18 protein-coding genes and 1 riboswitch are annotated in these 16,332 nt (G+C 72.0%); of the genes, 9 read left to right on the top strand and 9 right to left on the bottom strand.

Annotated features, from left to right (window positions below):
- Nucleotides 1–477: SIMPL domain-containing protein (locus tag B4E30_RS15990; protein WP_286796226.1), on the top strand; the 477-nt coding region annotated here is incomplete at its 5' end.
- 5 nt (nt 478–482) lie between these two features.
- A complete protein-coding gene (locus B4E30_RS15985) occupies nt 483–899 on the top strand; it encodes a hotdog fold thioesterase (protein ID WP_286796223.1) in 417 nt (138 codons plus the stop codon).
- Here B4E30_RS15985 and B4E30_RS15980 read toward each other — a convergent pair.
- Nucleotides 893–1,192, bottom strand: a complete 300-nt coding sequence (locus B4E30_RS15980) for a hypothetical protein (protein ID WP_194383591.1) — start codon at nt 1,190–1,192, stop codon at nt 893–895. The two genes, B4E30_RS15985 and B4E30_RS15980, sit on opposite strands and share 7 nt — an antisense overlap.
- Before the next feature lie 102 nt (nt 1,193–1,294).
- On the opposite strand from B4E30_RS15980, the gene B4E30_RS15975 reads away from it, so the two are divergent.
- On the top strand, nt 1,295–2,089 hold the full coding sequence (locus tag B4E30_RS15975) for a transglutaminase-like domain-containing protein (RefSeq protein WP_286796220.1): 795 nt from the start codon (nt 1,295–1,297) through the stop codon (nt 2,087–2,089).
- Between the two features lie 46 nt (nt 2,090–2,135).
- The gene (locus tag B4E30_RS15970; protein WP_286796218.1) at nt 2,136–2,579 is read left to right on the top strand and encodes a hypothetical protein; all 444 of its coding nucleotides are present in this window, start codon (nt 2,136–2,138) and stop codon (nt 2,577–2,579) included.
- 172 nt (nt 2,580–2,751) lie between these two features.
- Here B4E30_RS15970 and B4E30_RS15965 read toward each other — a convergent pair whose 3' ends face one another.
- Nucleotides 2,752–3,633, bottom strand: coding sequence for a bifunctional methylenetetrahydrofolate dehydrogenase/methenyltetrahydrofolate cyclohydrolase (locus tag B4E30_RS15965; protein WP_286796216.1), 882 nt, complete (start codon nt 3,631–3,633; stop codon nt 2,752–2,754).
- A 99-nt stretch (nt 3,634–3,732) separates the two neighbouring features.
- On the bottom strand, nt 3,733–5,007 hold the full coding sequence (glyA, locus tag B4E30_RS15960; RefSeq protein WP_286796214.1) for a serine hydroxymethyltransferase: 1,275 nt from the start codon (nt 5,005–5,007) through the stop codon (nt 3,733–3,735).
- 38 nt (nt 5,008–5,045) lie between these two features.
- A riboswitch (ZMP/ZTP riboswitch) is annotated at nt 5,046–5,129 on the bottom strand.
- Nucleotides 5,130–5,175: 46 nt separating this feature from the next.
- On the opposite strand from glyA, the gene B4E30_RS15955 reads away from it, so the two are divergent.
- From B4E30_RS15955 to B4E30_RS15935, 5 genes are read left to right on the top strand one after another with little or no spacing between them, the layout of a single operon-like run.
- Nucleotides 5,176–6,672, top strand: coding sequence for a beta-N-acetylhexosaminidase (locus B4E30_RS15955; protein WP_286796212.1), 1,497 nt, complete (start codon nt 5,176–5,178; stop codon nt 6,670–6,672).
- A complete protein-coding gene (gene nagA / locus B4E30_RS15950; protein ID WP_286796209.1) occupies nt 6,663–7,847 on the top strand; it encodes an N-acetylglucosamine-6-phosphate deacetylase in 1,185 nt (394 codons plus the stop codon). The genes B4E30_RS15955 and nagA overlap by 10 nt, the downstream gene beginning before the upstream one ends.
- A 9-nt stretch (nt 7,848–7,856) precedes the next feature.
- Nucleotides 7,857–8,249: a YrdB family protein gene (locus tag B4E30_RS15945; RefSeq protein ID WP_286718567.1), complete on the top strand. Its 393-nt coding sequence runs from the start codon at nt 7,857–7,859 to the stop codon at nt 8,247–8,249.
- Nucleotides 8,246–9,637, top strand: a complete 1,392-nt coding sequence (locus tag B4E30_RS15940; protein WP_286796207.1) for an FAD-binding oxidoreductase — start codon at nt 8,246–8,248, stop codon at nt 9,635–9,637. The genes B4E30_RS15945 and B4E30_RS15940 overlap by 4 nt, the downstream gene beginning before the upstream one ends.
- Nucleotides 9,634–10,032: an NUDIX hydrolase gene (locus B4E30_RS15935; RefSeq protein WP_286796205.1), complete on the top strand. Its 399-nt coding sequence runs from the start codon at nt 9,634–9,636 to the stop codon at nt 10,030–10,032. The genes B4E30_RS15940 and B4E30_RS15935 overlap by 4 nt, the downstream gene beginning before the upstream one ends.
- A gap of 117 nt (nt 10,033–10,149) precedes the next feature.
- On the opposite strand, the gene B4E30_RS15930 is transcribed toward B4E30_RS15935, so the two are convergent.
- The 6 genes from B4E30_RS15930 to B4E30_RS15905 form a co-directional block, all read right to left on the bottom strand.
- Nucleotides 10,150–10,929 (bottom strand): glucosamine-6-phosphate deaminase, encoded by a 780-nt coding sequence (locus tag B4E30_RS15930; protein ID WP_286796203.1) that lies wholly within the window; start codon nt 10,927–10,929, stop codon nt 10,150–10,152.
- Nucleotides 10,922–11,845: an ROK family protein gene (locus tag B4E30_RS15925; protein ID WP_286796202.1), complete on the bottom strand. Its 924-nt coding sequence runs from the start codon at nt 11,843–11,845 to the stop codon at nt 10,922–10,924. Before B4E30_RS15925 ends, B4E30_RS15930 begins: the two co-directional genes overlap by 8 nt.
- Before the next feature lie 43 nt (nt 11,846–11,888).
- Nucleotides 11,889–12,860, bottom strand: a complete 972-nt coding sequence (locus B4E30_RS15920; protein WP_286796201.1) for a carbohydrate ABC transporter permease — start codon at nt 12,858–12,860, stop codon at nt 11,889–11,891.
- Nucleotides 12,857–13,834 carry a carbohydrate ABC transporter permease gene (locus B4E30_RS15915; protein ID WP_286796199.1) on the bottom strand — a complete coding sequence of 326 codons (978 nt, stop codon included), beginning with the start codon at nt 13,832–13,834 and terminating at the stop codon, nt 12,857–12,859. The genes B4E30_RS15920 and B4E30_RS15915 overlap by 4 nt, the downstream gene beginning before the upstream one ends.
- Nucleotides 13,835–13,920: 86 nt before the next feature.
- Nucleotides 13,921–15,204 carry an extracellular solute-binding protein gene (locus B4E30_RS15910; protein WP_286796197.1) on the bottom strand — a complete coding sequence of 428 codons (1,284 nt, stop codon included), beginning with the start codon at nt 15,202–15,204 and terminating at the stop codon, nt 13,921–13,923.
- Nucleotides 15,205–15,273: 69 nt separating this feature from the next.
- Nucleotides 15,274–16,332 (bottom strand): ROK family transcriptional regulator (locus B4E30_RS15905; RefSeq protein ID WP_286796196.1); only part of this gene is annotated, 1,059 nt, incomplete at its 5' end.

The raw sequence follows: 16,332 nt of genomic DNA, 5'->3' as shown, positions 1-16,332 counted from the left end.
GCGCGGGCGGGCGAACTCCACGCCGCCGGGGACGCCACCTGGCATCACGCGTCGACGCTCTCCACCGGCGTGCACCAATGGGTCGACAACGACGGATCGCTCCACCGCGAGCACGTGACCACCAGCTCCGTGCAGGTGAAGCTGTCGAACCTGGATCGCGTGGCGGACACCGTCGAGCAGCTGAGCGCGATGGGCGCGTCGGTGCACGCCTCGTGGGCCCTCACCGAGGTCACGCGAACCCGCGTGACGAGAGAGATCCGCGCGGCTGCCGTCAGCGACGCCCGCGTCGAGGCAGACGACTTCGCCTCGGCCCTCGGCACGACCATCGCCCGGGTGGTCACGCTCCGCGCGGGCGAGGCCGGGCCCGGCCCCGTGGGACTGCGCAGCGCCGCGATGGCATCCGGCGAGAGCGCAGAGGTCTCCATCCCCGACATCACCGTGCGCGTCGAGGTGACCGCGGAGTTCGAGACCTCCTGACGGGCATGGACGACACCCACGCGACGGAGCACTCCCGTCGCATCGCCGCGTCAGACGCGGTGCTGGTCGCGCTCGGCATCGGCGTCGACCGCGCGGAACCCGGCTCTGCCGTGGTGCGCATGCGCGTGCGCGAGGACATGGTCAACGGCGCGGGCGTGACGCACGGCGGCATGATCTTCACCCTCGCCGACGCCGCGATCGCCCTCGCGAGCAACCACACACCGGATGCCGCGCTCGTCGCCGGCGCCGACATCGTCTTCCTCACGCCCTCGCACGAGGGCGACGAGCTCGTGGCCGTCGCCGAACAGCGCGCGGTCGGCGGTCGGACAGCGCTCTACGACGCGCGTGTCCTCGCCGACGGACGGGTGATCGCCGAGGTGCGCGGCCGCGTCCGCCTCCCTCGGCCGGTCCCCGGTCAGTAGGTCTCGGAGACCAGCCGCACGTTGTATTCGGCGACACGCTGCGGAACACCGTCGAACGCCTTCGCCCGCGCATCCGATGCGAGGTACGTCTCCTCCAGGCGCAGGAAGGCCTGCTCATCGCCCTCGGCGCTCACGGCCCACACGAACTCGTTCGTCTCTCGGATGCCGTACGCGAACTCGATCGCGAACCCGGCGGCCGGCCGCACGGCCGGCATCCACTTCTGCCACCACTCGACGAACGCGTCGTATTCGCCGTCGACGAGCGTGTACCGGCGCAGCTGCACAGTCCTCATCCCCCCATCCTGCCCGCTCACCGATGCTCGAGGCGCCCACCGGAAGGCAGGACCCGATGTCAAGCCTCGACACGCAAACGGCGGCCACGGCACACTCGGAGCATGCAGAGGGATGTCTCCGCCCACGTCGCCCTGGATGTCACCGGTCCCGCAGAGCTGGTGTTCGCGATCGCCGTCTCGCGTCATCACGCCCCCGACGAGACGCTGAAGGTCACCGTCGACGGATCGCCGGTCCCCGTCGACGAGCTGCCCGATGCGCACGGCACCCGTCTGCACCGGGTGCGGTGCGAGACCGGGCACCTCGAGCTGTCCTACGAGGCATCCGTCTCCGGAACGGGAGACCCCGATGTCGCGACCGACACCGACCTCGTGACCTACCTGCGCCCGAGTCGCTATGCCGAATCGGACGCGCTCGCCCCCACCGCCGTCGCGGAGTTCGCCGGCGTCGAGCCCGGTGCCCCGCTGCTCACGGCCGTGTCGTCGTGGGTCGGGACGCGACTGGCCTACGAGCCGGGATCGAGCCTGCCGACCGACGGCGCGGTGCGCACACTGCTGGCCCGCCGCGGCGTGTGCCGCGACTACGCGCACACGTGCGTGGCCCTGCTTCGCGCGCTGGGGGTTCCCGCCCGGCTCGTCGCCGTCTACGCTCCCGGCCTGGATCCGATGGACTTCCACGCCGTCGCCGAGGCGTGGGTCGACGGCGCCTGGCACGTCGTGGACGCCACGACTCTCGCGCCCCGATCGACGCTGCTGCGGATCGCGACCGGAAGGGATGCCGCCGACACGGCCTTCCTCACCGTCACGCGCGGCGGCGCTGCGCTGGCCTCGATGGAGGTCACCGCCACGGCCGACGCGCTGCCGGACGACGACCTCGACCGCCTCGTCGACCTTCGCTGACCCGTCTTCGCGTGCGCCGGGCCACGCGGCGTGCGAGGCTGAGGGCATGAAGACCTGGGTCGTGCGCCTTCTCACCCTGTGGGCGTTCAACGTCATCGTGCTGCTCGTGATCGCCCTCGTGATGGGTCAGGTCGTCGCGGTCGGATGGAGCGCCCCCTGGGCGGCGCTGCTCCTCACCGTCGCCACGGTGTGGCTGCGTCCGGTCATCCGGAAGTCCTTCCAGAAGCGCGCTGCGGGCTCGGTGCACCGACGCACCAAGGTGGGCGAGAAGGTGCTGCAGCTGGGCATCGTTCTCCTGGTCGCCCTCATCGTGTGGGTCGCGGTCGTGCTGCTGTCCGGCGTGAACACGACCGGGTGGATCTCGTGGTGGGTGTTCCCGCCGATCATCCTCGCGATCGCGTGGGCGATCTGGGACGCCATCGCCGCCCGCGTCGAGGCGAAGGGCCAGGAGCTCTACGTCAAGGCTCTCGGCGGCCCCGCCGATCGTTGAGCGAGCGCCGCGCCTCCCCGGTCGTTGAGCGAGCGCAGCGAGACGAAACGCCCGGCCCGCGTTTCGTCTCGTCGCTGCGCTCCTCGCTCAACGACCAGATGGATGCGCGGTCGCTGAGCGAGCGCCGCGCCTCCCCGGTCGTTGAGCGAGCGCAGCGAGACGAAACGCCCCGTCAGGCCAGGGAACGCTCGGCGGCCTCGACGACATTCGTCATCAGGAGCGCGACGGTCATGGGGCCGACACCGCCCGGATTCGGGGAGAGCCAGCCGGCGACATCCGCCACATCCGGATGAACGTCGCCGAAGACCGCGCTCTTGCCCGTCTCGGAGTCGGTCTCGCGCGTCACACCGACGTCGAGCACCGCCGCGCCGGGCTTGACGTCCGCCGCGCGAACGATGTGCTTAACCCCGGCGGCCGCCACGATGACATCCGCCTGCTGCAGGTGCTGCGAGAGGTCGGCCGTGCCGGTGTGCGTGAGCGTCACCGTCGCGTTGATCTCACGTCGGGTCAGCAGCAGGCCGATCGAGCGGCCGATGGTGACTCCGCGCCCGACGACCACGACGTGCTTGCCGTTCAGGCCGTATCCGTTGCGCTGCAGCAGCTCGATGACACCGCGGGGTGTGCACGGCAACGGCGTCGTGATCGGGGCGTTGACGTTCAGCACGAGCCGACCGAGGTTCGTCGGATGCAGCCCGTCGGCGTCCTTCGCGGGATCGATCCGCTCGAGGACCGCGTCGGTGTCGATGTGCTTCGGCAGCGGCAGCTGCACGATGTAGCCGTGGCAGCTCGGATCGGCGTTGAGCTCGTCGATGAGCGCTTCGACGTCCGCCTGCGTGGCGTCGGCGGGCAGCTCGCGCTGGATGGAGTTCATCCCGATCGCCTCGCTGGCGCGGTGCTTCATGCCGACGTACAGCTGCGATGCCGGGTCGGCGCCGACGAGCACCGTCGCGATCCCGGGCACGACCCCCTTCTCGGCGAGCGCGGCGACCCGCGCGCGCAGCTCATCCTTGATCGCCGCCGACGCGGCCTTTCCGTCCAGCTTCTGCGCGGTCATGACGCTCCCTCTCGGATCGATAAACACATCCCGCCCCGAGACATCGGGCATTGCGTGGTGTCTCGGGGCAGAAGTGGTTTTTCGGATGTCGCCCCGGCGTTACTGCTGCAGCTCGGGGTAGAGCGGGAAGGCGCCGGTGAGCGCCGCGACGCGGGAACGCAGAGCCTCGACGTCGGCGCCGGGCAGCAGGGCCAGGGCGATGATGTCGGCGACCTCGGCGAACTCGTCGTCGCCGAAGCCGCGAGTGGCGAGGGCGGGCGTGCCGATGCGCAGACCCGAGGTGACCATCGGCGGGCGCGGGTCGTTCGGCACCGCGTTGCGGTTGACGGTGATGTGGATCTCGTGCAGGAGGTCTTCGGCCTGCTTGCCGTCGATCTCGGCGTCGCGCAGGTCGACGAGCACGAGGTGCACGTCGGTGCCGCCGGAGCGCACGGTCACGCCGGCGCCGGCGACGTCTTCGCGCTGGAGGCGCTCGGCGAGGATCGCGGCGCCGCGCACGGTGCGTTCCTGACGGTCGCGGAACTCCGGGGTGCCGGCGAGCTTGAAGGCGGTCGCCTTGGCGGCGATCACGTGCATGAGGGGGCCGCCCTGCTGACCCGGGAAGACGGCGGTGTTGATCTTCTTGGCGAGGTCGGCGTCGTTGGTGAGGATGAAGCCCGAGCGAGGTCCGCCGATGGTCTTGTGCACCGTGGAGGAGACCACGTGGGCGTGGGGAACCGGCGACGGGTGCACGCCGGCTGCGACGAGGCCCGCGAAGTGGGCCATGTCCACCCAGAGGTACGCGCCGACCTCGTCGGCGATCTCGCGGAAGCGGGCGAAGTCGAGCTGACGCGGATACGCCGACCAGCCGGCGATGATGACCTTGGGCTCGTGCTCGACGGCGAGGCGGTGCACCTCGTCCATGTCGATCAGACTCGTCTCGGGGTCGACGCCGTAGGCGACGATGTCGTAGAGGCGGCCGGAGAAGTTGATCTTCATGCCGTGGGTGAGGTGGCCGCCCTGGTCGAGCGCGAGGCCCAGGATGGTGTCGCCCGGGCGGGCGATGGCGTGCAGCACGGCCGCGTTCGCGGTGGCGCCGGAGTGGGGCTGCACGTTGGCGAACTCCGCCCCGAACAGCTCCTTGGCGCGCGCGATCGCGAGCTCCTCGGCCACATCGACCTCTTCGCAGCCGCCGTAGTAGCGGCGACCGGGGTATCCCTCGGCGTACTTGTTGGTGAGCACCGAGCCCTGCGACTGCAGCACCGAGACGGGAACGAAGTTCTCCGAGGCGATCATCTCGAGGTAGCCGCGCTGACGGTCGAGCTCGCGCTCGAGCACCTCCGCGATCTCGGGGTCGACCTCGGCCAGCGGGGCCGTGAAGAAAGAGTCGGTCATGGCGTTCTCCTTGCAGACGGGATCGGGATTCCGAGTGTTCGATCGGCCCAGGCGTGCGGTCGACGTGCCATGCGGTCGCTTCCCGGTGGTCATCCACCTCAACGCCAGTCGCGACATCCCCGATCATAACGGATGCCGTCTCGGCGGGAGTTTGTTAGGTTGCCTTACATGAGCCTTCCGCTGGTGCCCTACCCGGCGTCCGCCACCGCCCTCGACGAGCCCGCCTTCCGGCTCGACACGGGCGCCGGCGTCACCGGCGACGAGACCTGCGCGACGCTGCTGCGCCGCGAGCTCGAGGCGGTCACGGGCACCACCATCGGGTCGGATGAGGGCATCCGGCTCGCCGTCGCGACGGACGGAGCCCCCGAGTCGTACACGCTGGATGCGTCGGCGCACGGCGTGGTGGTCACCGGAGCGGACCCCGCCGGCCTGTTCTACGGCGTGCAGACCCTCCTGCAGCTCGTCGCCCGTGATGAGGCCGGATGGCGGATTCCCGCCGTCCGGATCGCCGACCGCCCCCGGTTCGCCTACCGCGGGGTCATGCTCGACGTCGCACGGCACTTCTTCGACGTCGACACGGTGTGCGCGTGGATCGACCGGGCCGCCTCCCTGAAGGCCAACCACCTCCACCTGCACCTGAGTGACGACCAGGGATGGCGGATCGCCCTCGCGTCGCGACCCGAGCTCGCCGAGCGTGCCTCGGCGACCGCGATCGGCGCCGACGAGGGCGGCTGGTACACGGCGGCGGACTACGCCCGCATCGCCGCCCACGCGGCCTCCCGCCACATGACCGTCGTGCCCGAGCTCGACATGCCCGGGCACACCCATGCGGTGTCCCTCGCCTACCCCGCCCTCGCGGCGGAGCCGGTGATCACCGACGACGTGCGCGCGGCCGCCGACGCGTTCGGCGGCGGCCTCCCCCGCACCGGGGAGCCCTACCGCGGACTGGCGGTCGGCTTCTCGTCCCTGCGCATCGGCGACGACGAGGTGGACCGGTTCGTCACCGACGTGTTCACCGATCTCGCGGCGCTCACCCCGGGACCGTACCTGCACCTCGGCGGCGACGAGGCCCTCGGCACCTACCCGGCGCGGTACGCCTCGTTCGTCGCCCGGGCCACCGAGATCATCACGGGGCTCGGCAAGACCCCCGTCGCCTGGCACGAGGCGGGCGCCGCGGACCACCTCGCCGCCGGCACGATCGGCCAGTACTGGGGGTTCACCACGCCGGTGGACGGCTCCGCCGAGACGACACGGCGCTTCGTCGCGCGAGGCGGCCGCATCATCCTCTCCCCCGCCGACGCCGTCTACCTCGACATGAAGCCCGACGCCGATTTCCCCCTCGGGCTCACGTGGGCGAACGGCCCCACGAGCGTGCGGCGGGCCTACGAATGGGAGCCGTCCGCGGTGATCAAGGGGCTCGCCGAGGATGACATCCTCGGCGTGGAGGCGCCGCTGTGGACGGAGACGGTGCGCACCGCCGCCGACATCGACGCCCTCGCCTTCCCGCGCATCGCCGCGGCCGCCGAAGCGGCGTGGTCTCCGCCGACCGACGCCTCCCCGGAGCGCACGTGGGACTCGTTCCGACACCGGGTCGGCGCGCAGGGCCCGCGCTGGGCCGCGCGGGGCATCCGCTTCCACGTCAGCCCGGAGATCCCGTGGGCGTGACCGTCATCCACTCCGCGCGCCTGGTCACCGGCGGCGCGGTGACCGCCGACGCGTGGGTGCGCTTCGACGGCGACCGGGTGACGGCCGTCGGCACCGGGTCGGGGTGGGCTGCGACGACGGATGCCGGCGTCGACGTCGTCGACGCGTCGACCGTCGCGGGTGACGGCGCCGTGCTCACTCCCGGCTTCATCGACCTGCACGCCCACGGCGGCGCGGGCGCGTCGTTCGACGAGGGCGCCGACGCCATCCGCACCGCGCGCGCCCTGCACCGCAGTCACGGCACGACCCGCGGCCTGGTCTCGCTCGTGTCGGCACCGATCGAGGTGCTCGCCGCGCGCGCCGGCGTCGTCGCCGGCGTCGCCGGCACCGATCCCGACGTGCTGGGGTCGCACCTGGAGGGACCTTTCCTCGACCCCGGCCACCGGGGCGCGCACGACGAGCGCGCGCTCCTCGATCCGACCCCCGACGCGGTCGACCGCCTGCTCGAGGCCGGACGCGGCACCGTGCGGCAGGTCACCCTCGCGCCGGAGCGCCCCGGCGCCCTGGCTGCCATCGCCCGCCTGCGAGACGCGGGCGTCGTGCCGGCCGTCGGTCACACCTCGGCCGGCTTCGACCTCGCTCGCGCGGCCTTCGACGCCGGCGCCGGCATCCTCACGCACGCCTTCAACGCAATGCCGGGGCTGCACCACCGGCACCCGGGTCCGGTGGCGGCCGCCGCGGCCGACGCCCGCGTGACGCTGGAGATCATCGCCGACGGCGTGCACCTGCATCCGGAGACCGTGCGCGTCGCGTTCGCGGCCGCGCCGCACCGCATCGCCCTGGTCACCGACGCCATGGCGGCGGCCGGACGCCCCGACGGGGCGTACGAGCTCGGCGGCCTGCGGGTCGACGTCGAGGGGGGTGTCGCCCGACTCGCGGAGGGGACGCGCGCGATCGCCGGGTCGACGCTCACGCAGGATGCCGCCCTCCGGCGCACGATCGAGGCGGGCGTATCGCTCCCCGACGCCGTACAGGCCCTGACGGCCGCCCCGGCTCGCGCGATCGGGCGCGACGACCTCGGCGCTCTGGCCCCCGGCATGCTCGCCGACGCGGTCCTGCTCACCCGTGACCTCGAGGTGCGCCGCGTGTGGACGGGCGGACGCGCGTCCGCGGGCCCCGGAGAGGGCGCGGCGTAGAATCGGAGCATGCCCGAGAACGCCTCACCCTCCTCGGCCGCGCCCGCTTCCCCCGCGCCCGGCATGCGCGCACCGCTCACCGGCCTCGACATCCTCGCCTTCGTGTGCGAGCTGTTCGCGCTCGGCTCGCTGGCGCTGTGGGGGTTCCTCGCGTTCGACCTGCCGTGGAACATCGTCGTCGGCGTCGGGGCACCGGCCCTCGCCCTGGTGGTGTGGGCACTGTTCGTCTCACCGCGCGCGGTCTTCGCCGTGCACCCGTTCGTCCGGGGTCTCGTCGAGCTGCTGGTCTACCTGTCGGCCACGATCGCCTGGTGGGACCTCGGCTACGCGTGGATCGGCGTCGTCTTCGCCGTGATCGCCGTGACGTGCGGCGTGCTGGTCGGACGGCGCCGCCTGTCGTGACCGACGCCGTCGAGGTCGTCGCCCGTCTCGCCGCCGAGCTCGGCGATCGCGTCGACGTCTCCTTCGACGCCCGTCGTGCCGCTCGGGCCGACAAGTCCGGGCACGCCGCAGCAGGCATCCCCGTCGCGGTCGTGCACGCCGGCTCGGTCGAGGACGTGCAGGCGACCCTGCGCGTCGCCACCGCCACCGGCACCCCCGTCGTGACCCGCGGCGCCGGTACGGGCCTCGCGGGTGCCGCGAACGCCGGCGACGGCGAGATCGCCCTCTCGGTGCGCGGCATGGACCGCATCCTCGAGGTGCGCCCCGACGACCTGATCGCCGTCGTCGAACCGGGCATCCTCAACGCCGACCTCAACGCGGCCCTCGCGCCGCAGGGCCTCTGGTGGGCCCCCGACCCGGCCAGCCGCGCCATCTCGACGGTGGGCGGCAACATCGCCACCGGAGCGGGAGGCCTGCTGTGCGCGAAGTACGGCGTCGTGCGCGATGCGGTGCTCGGCGTCGACGTCGTGCTCGCCGACGGCCGCCTGCTGCGCCTGGGCCATCGCACCGTCAAGGGCGTCACCGGTCTCGACCTCACGTCGCTCATGATCGGCTCCGAGGGGACGCTCGGGGTGATCGTCGGGGCGACCCTCAAGCTCCGGCGCACCGTGCCGGGCGAGGTGTGCACGATCGCCGCGACCTTCCCGGCGGTGCGCGACGCGGCGACCGCATCCGCCGCCGTCACGGCGTCCGGGGTGCAGCCGGCGATCATGGAGCTCATGGATGCGGCATCCCTCGCCGCCGTGCACGCTCACCTCGGGCTGACCGCGCCGACACCGGGCGCCTCGCAGCTGACCATTCAGACCGACGGCATCTCGGCGGCAGCCGATGCCGAGGCGATCGGGCGGATGCTCGCCGACGCCGGCGGCACGGTCGCCGTCACGCGGGACCCGGTGGGGGGCGAACGTCTGCTCGCGGTGCGCCGCGCGATGCATCCGGCCATGGAACGCCTCGGCACGACCCTCATCGAAGACGTCTCGGTGCCCCGCAGCGCCCTCCCGGCGATGTTCGACGAGATCGCCCGCGTCGAGCGCGAGTACGGACTGCCCATCCCCACCGTCGCCCACGCCGGCGACGGCAACCTGCATCCGAACTTCGTGTTCGACGCCTCCCCCGACGCGTCGGGCGTCGTCGAGGTGCCCCCGGTCGTGTGGCGCGCGGCAGACGCGCTCTTCCGCGCCGCGCTCGCCCTCGGCGGCACCCTCACCGGTGAGCACGGCGTCGGGGTGCTGAAGAGCCGATGGCTCGCCGACGAGCTCGGCGACGACCAGTGGGAGATCCAGCGCCAGATCACCCGCGTGTTCGATCCGGACGGCATCCTGAACCCGGGGAAGGTGTTCGCCCGGTGAGCGGCACGATTCACGTGGCGGCCGCGGTGGTCGTCGCCGACGACGGCCGCACCCTCGTGGTGCGAAAGCGCGGCGCCCGGGTCTTCCAGCAGCCGGGCGGCAAGCCCGATGCGGGTGAGGACGCCTTGGCGGCCGTCGTGCGCGAGGTCGCCGAGGAGACCGGCATCGCCGCCGACCCGGGCGACTACGTGCCGCTCGGGCGCTTCACCGACGACGCCGCGAACGAACCCGGCCACCGTGTCGTCGGCGACGCGTTCCTGCTGCGGGTCGGACCGGCCGAGGCGACCGCGTCGGGAGAGATCGAGGAGCTCCGTTGGCTGACGGCGGCCGAGGTGCCCGACACGCCGCTGGCGAACCTGAGTCGCAACCACCTCATCCGCTTCGCCTGGCCCTGACCGCCGTCGCCGATCCACCCTGTTCGCGTCGAGCCGGCCCTCTCGAGACGCGAAGAACGGGCCGGCTCGGCGGGAAGGGGCCGGCTCGACGCAGCGAGGGGCAGGCTCGACGCGGTGTCAGAGGCGCTGCCAGGCGGGCTTGTTCGCGTAGGCGTAGCGGTAGTAGTCAGCGTGGGCGAGGTCGGTCGCCGCGGCCTCATCGAGGACCACCGTGGCGTGGGGATGCAGCTGGATGGCCGAGCCCGGCGCCGACGCCGACAGCGGGCCTTCGACGGCCGCGGCCACCGCCGCCGCCTTGCCCTCGCCGAAGGCCAGGAGCACCAGGTGCCGGGCGCGGAGGATCGTGCCGAGACCCTGCGTGATGCAGTGCATCGGCACATCGTCGATCGTGTCGAAGAAGCGGGCATTGTCGCGGCGGGTCTGCTCCGTCAGCGTCTTCACGCGCGTGGACGATGCGAACGACGACCCCGGCTCGTTGAATCCGATGTGCCCGTCGGTGCCGATGCCGAGGATCTGCAGGTCGACACCGCCCGCCGCTTCGATCGCCGCCTCGTAGTCCGCCCCGGCGTGCTCGATGCCCTCGGGGCTCCCGTCGGGAACGTGCACGCGCGCCGGGTCGAGCCCGAGCGGGTCGACCACCTCGCGCGAGATCACCGACCGGTAGCTCTGCGGATGGGCGGGATCGATCGCCACGTACTCATCGAGCGCGAAGCCTCGCACGAGCGACAGGTCGGTGCCCGCCAGCCGCCCGCGCAGCGCTTCGTACACCGGGAGCGGCGTCGAACCGGTCGCGAGTCCCAGCACCGCATCGGGCCGCGCCTCGATCGCCCGCGCGATCGCGTCGGCCACGAGCGCACCGGCGGCGCGGGCGTCGGGCACGATGACGACTTCAGCCATGCGCGAGCACCTCCTCGCTGGCCCGGCCGACCAGAGCGGCGCCGAGCGCGGCGGCCGGCGACGCCGGCGGCAGCAGGGTCGCCCGATCGCGCAGGTGGAGCGAGCGGATGAACGCCGACGCGGCGGCGCCGGCGTCGAGTTCGTCGGCAACCGGGCCGGTGAGCCGCTCGCCGAGGGCGCTGAGCCCGCCGCCGATCACGACGGTGTCGACGTCGGCGGTGAGCACGAGCACGCGGATGGCCGAGGCCACGCCGCGTGCGAGGTCCGCGCGCAGCGCGACGGCCCGGGGGTCTCCGGCGTCGGCGGCGTCGAAGACGTCGCGCACGGGAAGCGCGCCGGGGCGCCCCCACCGCTCGGCGACGGCTCCCCCGCCCGCGAGCGCCTCGATGCATCCGCGCTGCCCGCACCGGCACGGCGGACCCGCCGGGTCGACGGAGATGTGCCCGACCTCGCCGGCGCTTCCGCCGGCACCGCGCCACAGCTGCCCGTCGACGACGATGCCGGCGGCGACCCCGGTGCCGAGGTTGAGATAGGCCATCGTTCCGGTTCCGGCACCGTGCAGGGCGTGCGCGCCGAGCGCAGCCGCCTTGACGTCGTTCTCGACCCGCACGGGAAGGCCGAGCATCGGCTCGACGGTGCTCGCGACGTCGAGGTCGTGCACGCCGAGGTTCACCGCGTGCACGACGCGGGTGGAGCCCGGGGCGACCTGCCCCGGCATCCCGATCCCGACCGACCGGATCTCGTCGCGGCCGACGCCGGCTTCGGCGGCGACCAGGTCGACGGCACGCACGATGGTCGCGCCGACCGCGTCGACGCCCCAGCCGGTGGCCAGTCGCGTGCGGGCGAGCACGCGAGCGGCGTCGTCGACGACCACGGCGTCGGTCTTGGTGCCCCCGACGTCGAGTCCGACCCTCATCGGCCGCGCTCCGGTTCGAAGGCGGCGGTGGTGCGCGGCGCCATCAGCCCTTGACCGCCCCGGCCACGAGCCCTCCGGTCATCTTGCCCTGCACGATGAGGAAGAAGATCATCACCGGGATGGCGATGAGCGTCGAGCCGGCCATGACGGCGCCCCAGTCGACGGAGCCGCCGACGCTGGAGGACTGGAAGGCGTTCAGCCACGGCATGAGCGGCAGGTTGTAGCCGCTCATGAGAAGCAGCGCCATCGTGAACTCGTTCCACGACTGGATGAACGCGAAGATGCCGGTCGAGATGAGCCCGGGCGCCAGCAGCGGGAAGGTGACCTTCCAGAACGCCTGCGACTTCGTGCACCCGTCGATCATGGCCGCTTCTTCGAGATCAGCGGGGACCCCCGCCACGAATCCGCGAAGCGTCCAGATGGTGAAGGGGATGACCGCGGCGGTGTAGACGATGCCGAGACCGAGCAGGGTGTTCATCAGCTGCCAGTCGTCGATCATCCCGTAGATCGTGAACATCATCGCCTCGCCGGGGATCATCTGCACGATGAGGACCGAGACGATGAACCCGCGGCGTCCCTTGAAGTGGAATCGTGCGACGGCGATCGAGGCGAGGAAGGCGAACAGCAGGGTGGCCACGAGCACGCCGGCGGTCACCGTGAGCGAGGTCATGAGCGCGTGCGGGAAGTCGGTCTGTCCGGGGGCCGCTTCGCGCGTCCACGCCGTGAGGTAGTTCTGCAGAGTGAAATCGAAGGGCAGGAAGCTCGGCTCGCGCGTGATGATCTCGCTGTTGGGCGTCAGCGACATGTTGATCATCCAGTACACCGGGAACACGCTCATGCCGAAGACGATCGCCGCGGCGACGTTGAGGAGCGTGCGGGTGAGCACGCGCCAGCTCGAGGGGCGCCGCGCCTGCAGGGACCGGGGCGCAGGTCGATTCGGCGAACCCGGCTCGCCGAGCACCTCGTCGACGCCGACGGTGCCGACCTGGGTGGCGGTGGTGACCTGTGTGCTCACAGCTCCTCCTCCTTCAGGGTGGTGCGCACGTATCCCCAGGAGAGGACGAGCAGCAGGATGACCATGACGACGCCGATGGCCGCGGTGGCCCCGAACTCGCCGACGCCCTGGCGGAACAGATAGGTGCCGAGCACGTTCGTCTCGGAGGCGAGTCCGCCGCGGCTCTGCAGCGCGTAGACCTGGGTGAAGATGCGCAGGTTCCAGATGATCTGCAGCACGAGCACGACGGTGAGGATGCTGCGAAGGTAGGGGAAGACGACGAACCAGAACCGCTTCCACGGGTGCGCGCCGTCCAGGGAGGCGGCTTCGAGAACCTCGCCGGGAACCTGTCCGAGACCCGCGTAGGTGGTGAAGGCCACGAAGGGCACCGACTGCCACACGATGATGATCGTGAGGACGAAGAAGAACGACCACGGGTTCAGCAGCCACGAGTGGTTGGTCCAGTCGGTCGTGCCGGTGAGGGTGTTCATCGCCCAGTTCACGACGCCGTACTCGGTGTCGAAGATCCATCCCCAGACCACCGTTGCCGTCAGGGGCGGCATCGCCCACGCGAGCAGGAGCCCGACCGACACGACGATGCGCCAGGCGCGCGAGAGCCGGGTCATGAGCACCGCGACCAGCACGCCGAGACCCATGTTGAGCACGGTGAGCACGGCCATGAGCCCGAGGCTTCGCATGAGCACGGCCGGGAAGTCGGACTGGGTGAACAGGTCGATGTAGTTCTCGAGGCCGACGAAGGCGGGGAGGGTGCCCTGCACCTTGTTCTTGACCGTGTAGTCGGTGAACGACTGGATCACCATCAGCACGGCGGGGTATCCCACCATGACGCCCAGGATGATCAGCGACGGGCTGAGCAGCGACCACGCGCCGCGGGCTTCGCGGCGACGCCGGGAGCGCTCGCGCGGGGTGAGCGACGCGGTGGGGCGTCGCCCGGAGGCCGGGCGTCCCACGGTGAGGGCACGGGTCTCGCTCATGTCGCCTCCTCTCTCGGTGGTGCGGGATGTCGACAGGGATGCAGGGGGCCCGGTGGGGCCGGACCCCCTGCGAAGACCGACGGGTGTCAGTCGTTGAGGATGGCCTCGATCTGCTCGTCGAGCGACGTCGCGATCTCGGTCACATCCCCACCCTGGGCGATGCCGACGAGGGCATCGGGGATGATCTGCGCGGCCTCGACCTCGGCCCAGTTCGGGCTGGCCGGGGTGCCCTTGGAGTTGGCGAGCGCGGCGGCCTGCGCCTGGGCCACCGGGGTGTCCGGCAGCGATGCGGCGGCCGACACGATCCCGGGCGTCAGACCCTGCTCGGCGAGCAGCGTCTGGTAGCCCTCGGAGAGCATGATCTCCAGGGCGGCCTTGGCCTTCTCGGGCGCTGCGCTCTTGGTGGCGACGGCCACGTTGGACCCGCCGGCGAAGATCGGCGCTGTCTCCCCCTCGACGAGGCCCGGCAGCGCGAACGCGCCGAGGTCCTTCGCGTAGGTGTCGGGGCATCCTTCCTCGACCTCTTCACCCGCGGCCTCGTCGCCCCACGGCCAGTCGCCGGTGAGGTTGCCGGCGGCCCAGGCGGGGCTGGAGATGAAGCCCGCCTCGCCGTCGCAGAACGCGATGTTCGCCATGAGCTCGTTGCCGTCGGCCGGTGCGACCGAGGCGTCGAGGTAGACCTGCTGCAGCAGTTCGAGCCCCTCGATGCTCTCCGGGCTCGAGAACTGCGCGTCCCACGTGTCGCCGTCCTGCACCGCGATCTCGCCGCCGTAGGCCCAGACGTAGGGAAGAGCGTTGTACCAGTCCTTGCCGGGGGCGTAGATGCCCGAGACGCTGTCGGTGGTGAGGGCCTCGCCCTGAGCGACGTAGTCCTCGAGGGTCGCGGGGACCTCGTCGACCATCATGGGGCTGTAGAAGACGACGCGGCCACCGGCGTAGTACGGCGCGGCGTACAGCGCGCCGTCGTAGGTGCCGGCATCGACCAGGCCGCTCAGCAGATCGTCGCCGCCGAGCTCCTCCTGGATGTCGGAGATGTCCAGGAACAGGCCGGCGTCGGCGAAGCCGAGCGCCTGGGTGTTGCCGACCTCGACGACGTCGGGGCTGTCGTTGGACGACAGTGCCGCGGTGTAGGTGTCGGAGACGTCGGCCCAGGTCTTCTCCTCGATCGTGAGGGTCCAGCCCTCGTTCTCGGCCTCGAAGGTCTCGGTCAGGTAGTCGCGCGCCGTCTGCGGGGTGTCGGTGCCGACGAGCCAGACCGTCAGGTCGCCGGTCTCGGGCTCCGTGGAGGCGGCGTCATTGCCACCGGCGCAGCCGGCGAGAGCGACAGCCGAGGCGCCCACGAGCGCGAACGCTCCGAGCTTGTGCTTCATGGTGTCATCCTTCGTTCTTCTTGGTGAGGACGGGCCGGGCGACTCGTCCGAGGAGGGTGGAGCGTGGTCCTACGAGACGCCGAGCTGTGCCGACAGGACCATGACGGCGGCGCCGCGCAGGACGATGTCCTGGCCTTGCTCCGTCATCCGCACCCGCACGCCGTCGTGGTGCGTGGCGAGCGTTCGTGCGCGGAGGGTCTCGACGGCCTGCTCGGCAAGAGCGCCGTCGAGAAGTTCACGGGGACCCGAGAGCACGATCTCAGGGAGGTCGAGGACGCCCACGATGGGCGCGAGCGCGATCCCCAGGCGCTCGCCCGCGTCGCGCAGCACGCCGGCGGCGGGTTCGTCGGTCGCCGCGATCCGGGCGGTCAGCGCGGGGACCGCCAGCCACGCCTCGAGACAGCCGATCTTGCCGCACGCGCACCGCGGGCCGCCGTCGGTGCCGACGGTGACGTGACCGATCTCGCCCGCGGCGAATCGAGCGCCGCGCACCGGCTGACCCCCGGCGAGCAGCCCGGAACCGACACCCCGACCGACCCGGACGAGGAGCACATCCTCGTTCGCGCCCCCGAAGGTGTACTCGGCGAGCACGGCCGCGTTGGCGTCGTTCGCGACGAGCACCGGCAGCCCCAGCGCCTCGCGCAGTTCGCCTTCGAGGTCGAGGCCGTTCCAGCCGAGATTGGGGGCGGTGAGGATGACGCCGCGGGCGTCGATCACGCCGGGGGCGCCCACGCCGACGCCGAGCACGGGAGCATGGGCGTCGGCGACGAGGTCGCGGGCGAGGCCGATCACCGCTGCGAGCGCGGCGTCGGCATCGGCGGGCACCGCCACCTCAGACCGCGCGACGATGTCGCCGTCGAGCGTCAGGACGGCGCCGAGGAAGGTCTCGCTGCCGGACAGGTCGAGACCGACGATGCGGTGCCCGTCACGATCGAGGTCGACGAGGATCGCGGGCTTTCCGGGCCGCGAGGACTCCCGCACGCCCTGCTCGGCGACGAAGCCGTCGGTGATGAGGCCCGCGACGAGATCGGAGATCGTCACCCGCGTGAGGCCCGTCTCCCGCGCGAGGTCGGCGCGACTCATGGCGCCGCCGTGGAAGAGGGTCTGCAGGACGAGCGAGCGGTTGTG

Origin of the sequence: Microbacterium sp. UBA3394, from assembly GCF_002358725.1 — a bacterium.
Classification (GTDB): Bacteria; Actinomycetota; Actinomycetes; order Actinomycetales; family Microbacteriaceae; genus Microbacterium; species Microbacterium luteum.
This window is presented reverse-complemented; position numbering and strand designations above follow the sequence as displayed.

What these genes read in the sequence shown, in the direction of transcription:
- B4E30_RS15985 (WP_286796223.1), top strand. Translation starts at nt 483, where the DNA reads ATGGACGACACCCACGCGACGGAGCACTCCCGTCGCATCGCCGCGTCA.
- B4E30_RS15980 (WP_194383591.1), bottom strand. Translation starts at nt 1,192, where the DNA reads ATGAGGACTGTGCAGCTGCGCCGGTACACGCTCGTCGACGGCGAATAC.
- B4E30_RS15975 (WP_286796220.1), top strand. Translation starts at nt 1,295, where the DNA reads ATGCAGAGGGATGTCTCCGCCCACGTCGCCCTGGATGTCACCGGTCCC.
- B4E30_RS15970 (WP_286796218.1), top strand. Translation starts at nt 2,136, where the DNA reads ATGAAGACCTGGGTCGTGCGCCTTCTCACCCTGTGGGCGTTCAACGTC.
- B4E30_RS15965 (WP_286796216.1), bottom strand. Translation starts at nt 3,633, where the DNA reads ATGACCGCGCAGAAGCTGGACGGAAAGGCCGCGTCGGCGGCGATCAAG.
- glyA (WP_286796214.1), bottom strand. Translation starts at nt 5,007, where the DNA reads ATGACCGACTCTTTCTTCACGGCCCCGCTGGCCGAGGTCGACCCCGAG.
- B4E30_RS15955 (WP_286796212.1), top strand. Translation starts at nt 5,176, where the DNA reads ATGAGCCTTCCGCTGGTGCCCTACCCGGCGTCCGCCACCGCCCTCGAC.
- B4E30_RS15945 (WP_286718567.1), top strand. Translation starts at nt 7,857, where the DNA reads ATGCCCGAGAACGCCTCACCCTCCTCGGCCGCGCCCGCTTCCCCCGCG.
- B4E30_RS15930 (WP_286796203.1), bottom strand. Translation starts at nt 10,929, where the DNA reads ATGGCTGAAGTCGTCATCGTGCCCGACGCCCGCGCCGCCGGTGCGCTC.
- B4E30_RS15925 (WP_286796202.1), bottom strand. Translation starts at nt 11,845, where the DNA reads ATGAGGGTCGGACTCGACGTCGGGGGCACCAAGACCGACGCCGTGGTC.
- B4E30_RS15915 (WP_286796199.1), bottom strand. Translation starts at nt 13,834, where the DNA reads ATGAGCGAGACCCGTGCCCTCACCGTGGGACGCCCGGCCTCCGGGCGA.
- B4E30_RS15910 (WP_286796197.1), bottom strand. Translation starts at nt 15,204, where the DNA reads ATGAAGCACAAGCTCGGAGCGTTCGCGCTCGTGGGCGCCTCGGCTGTC.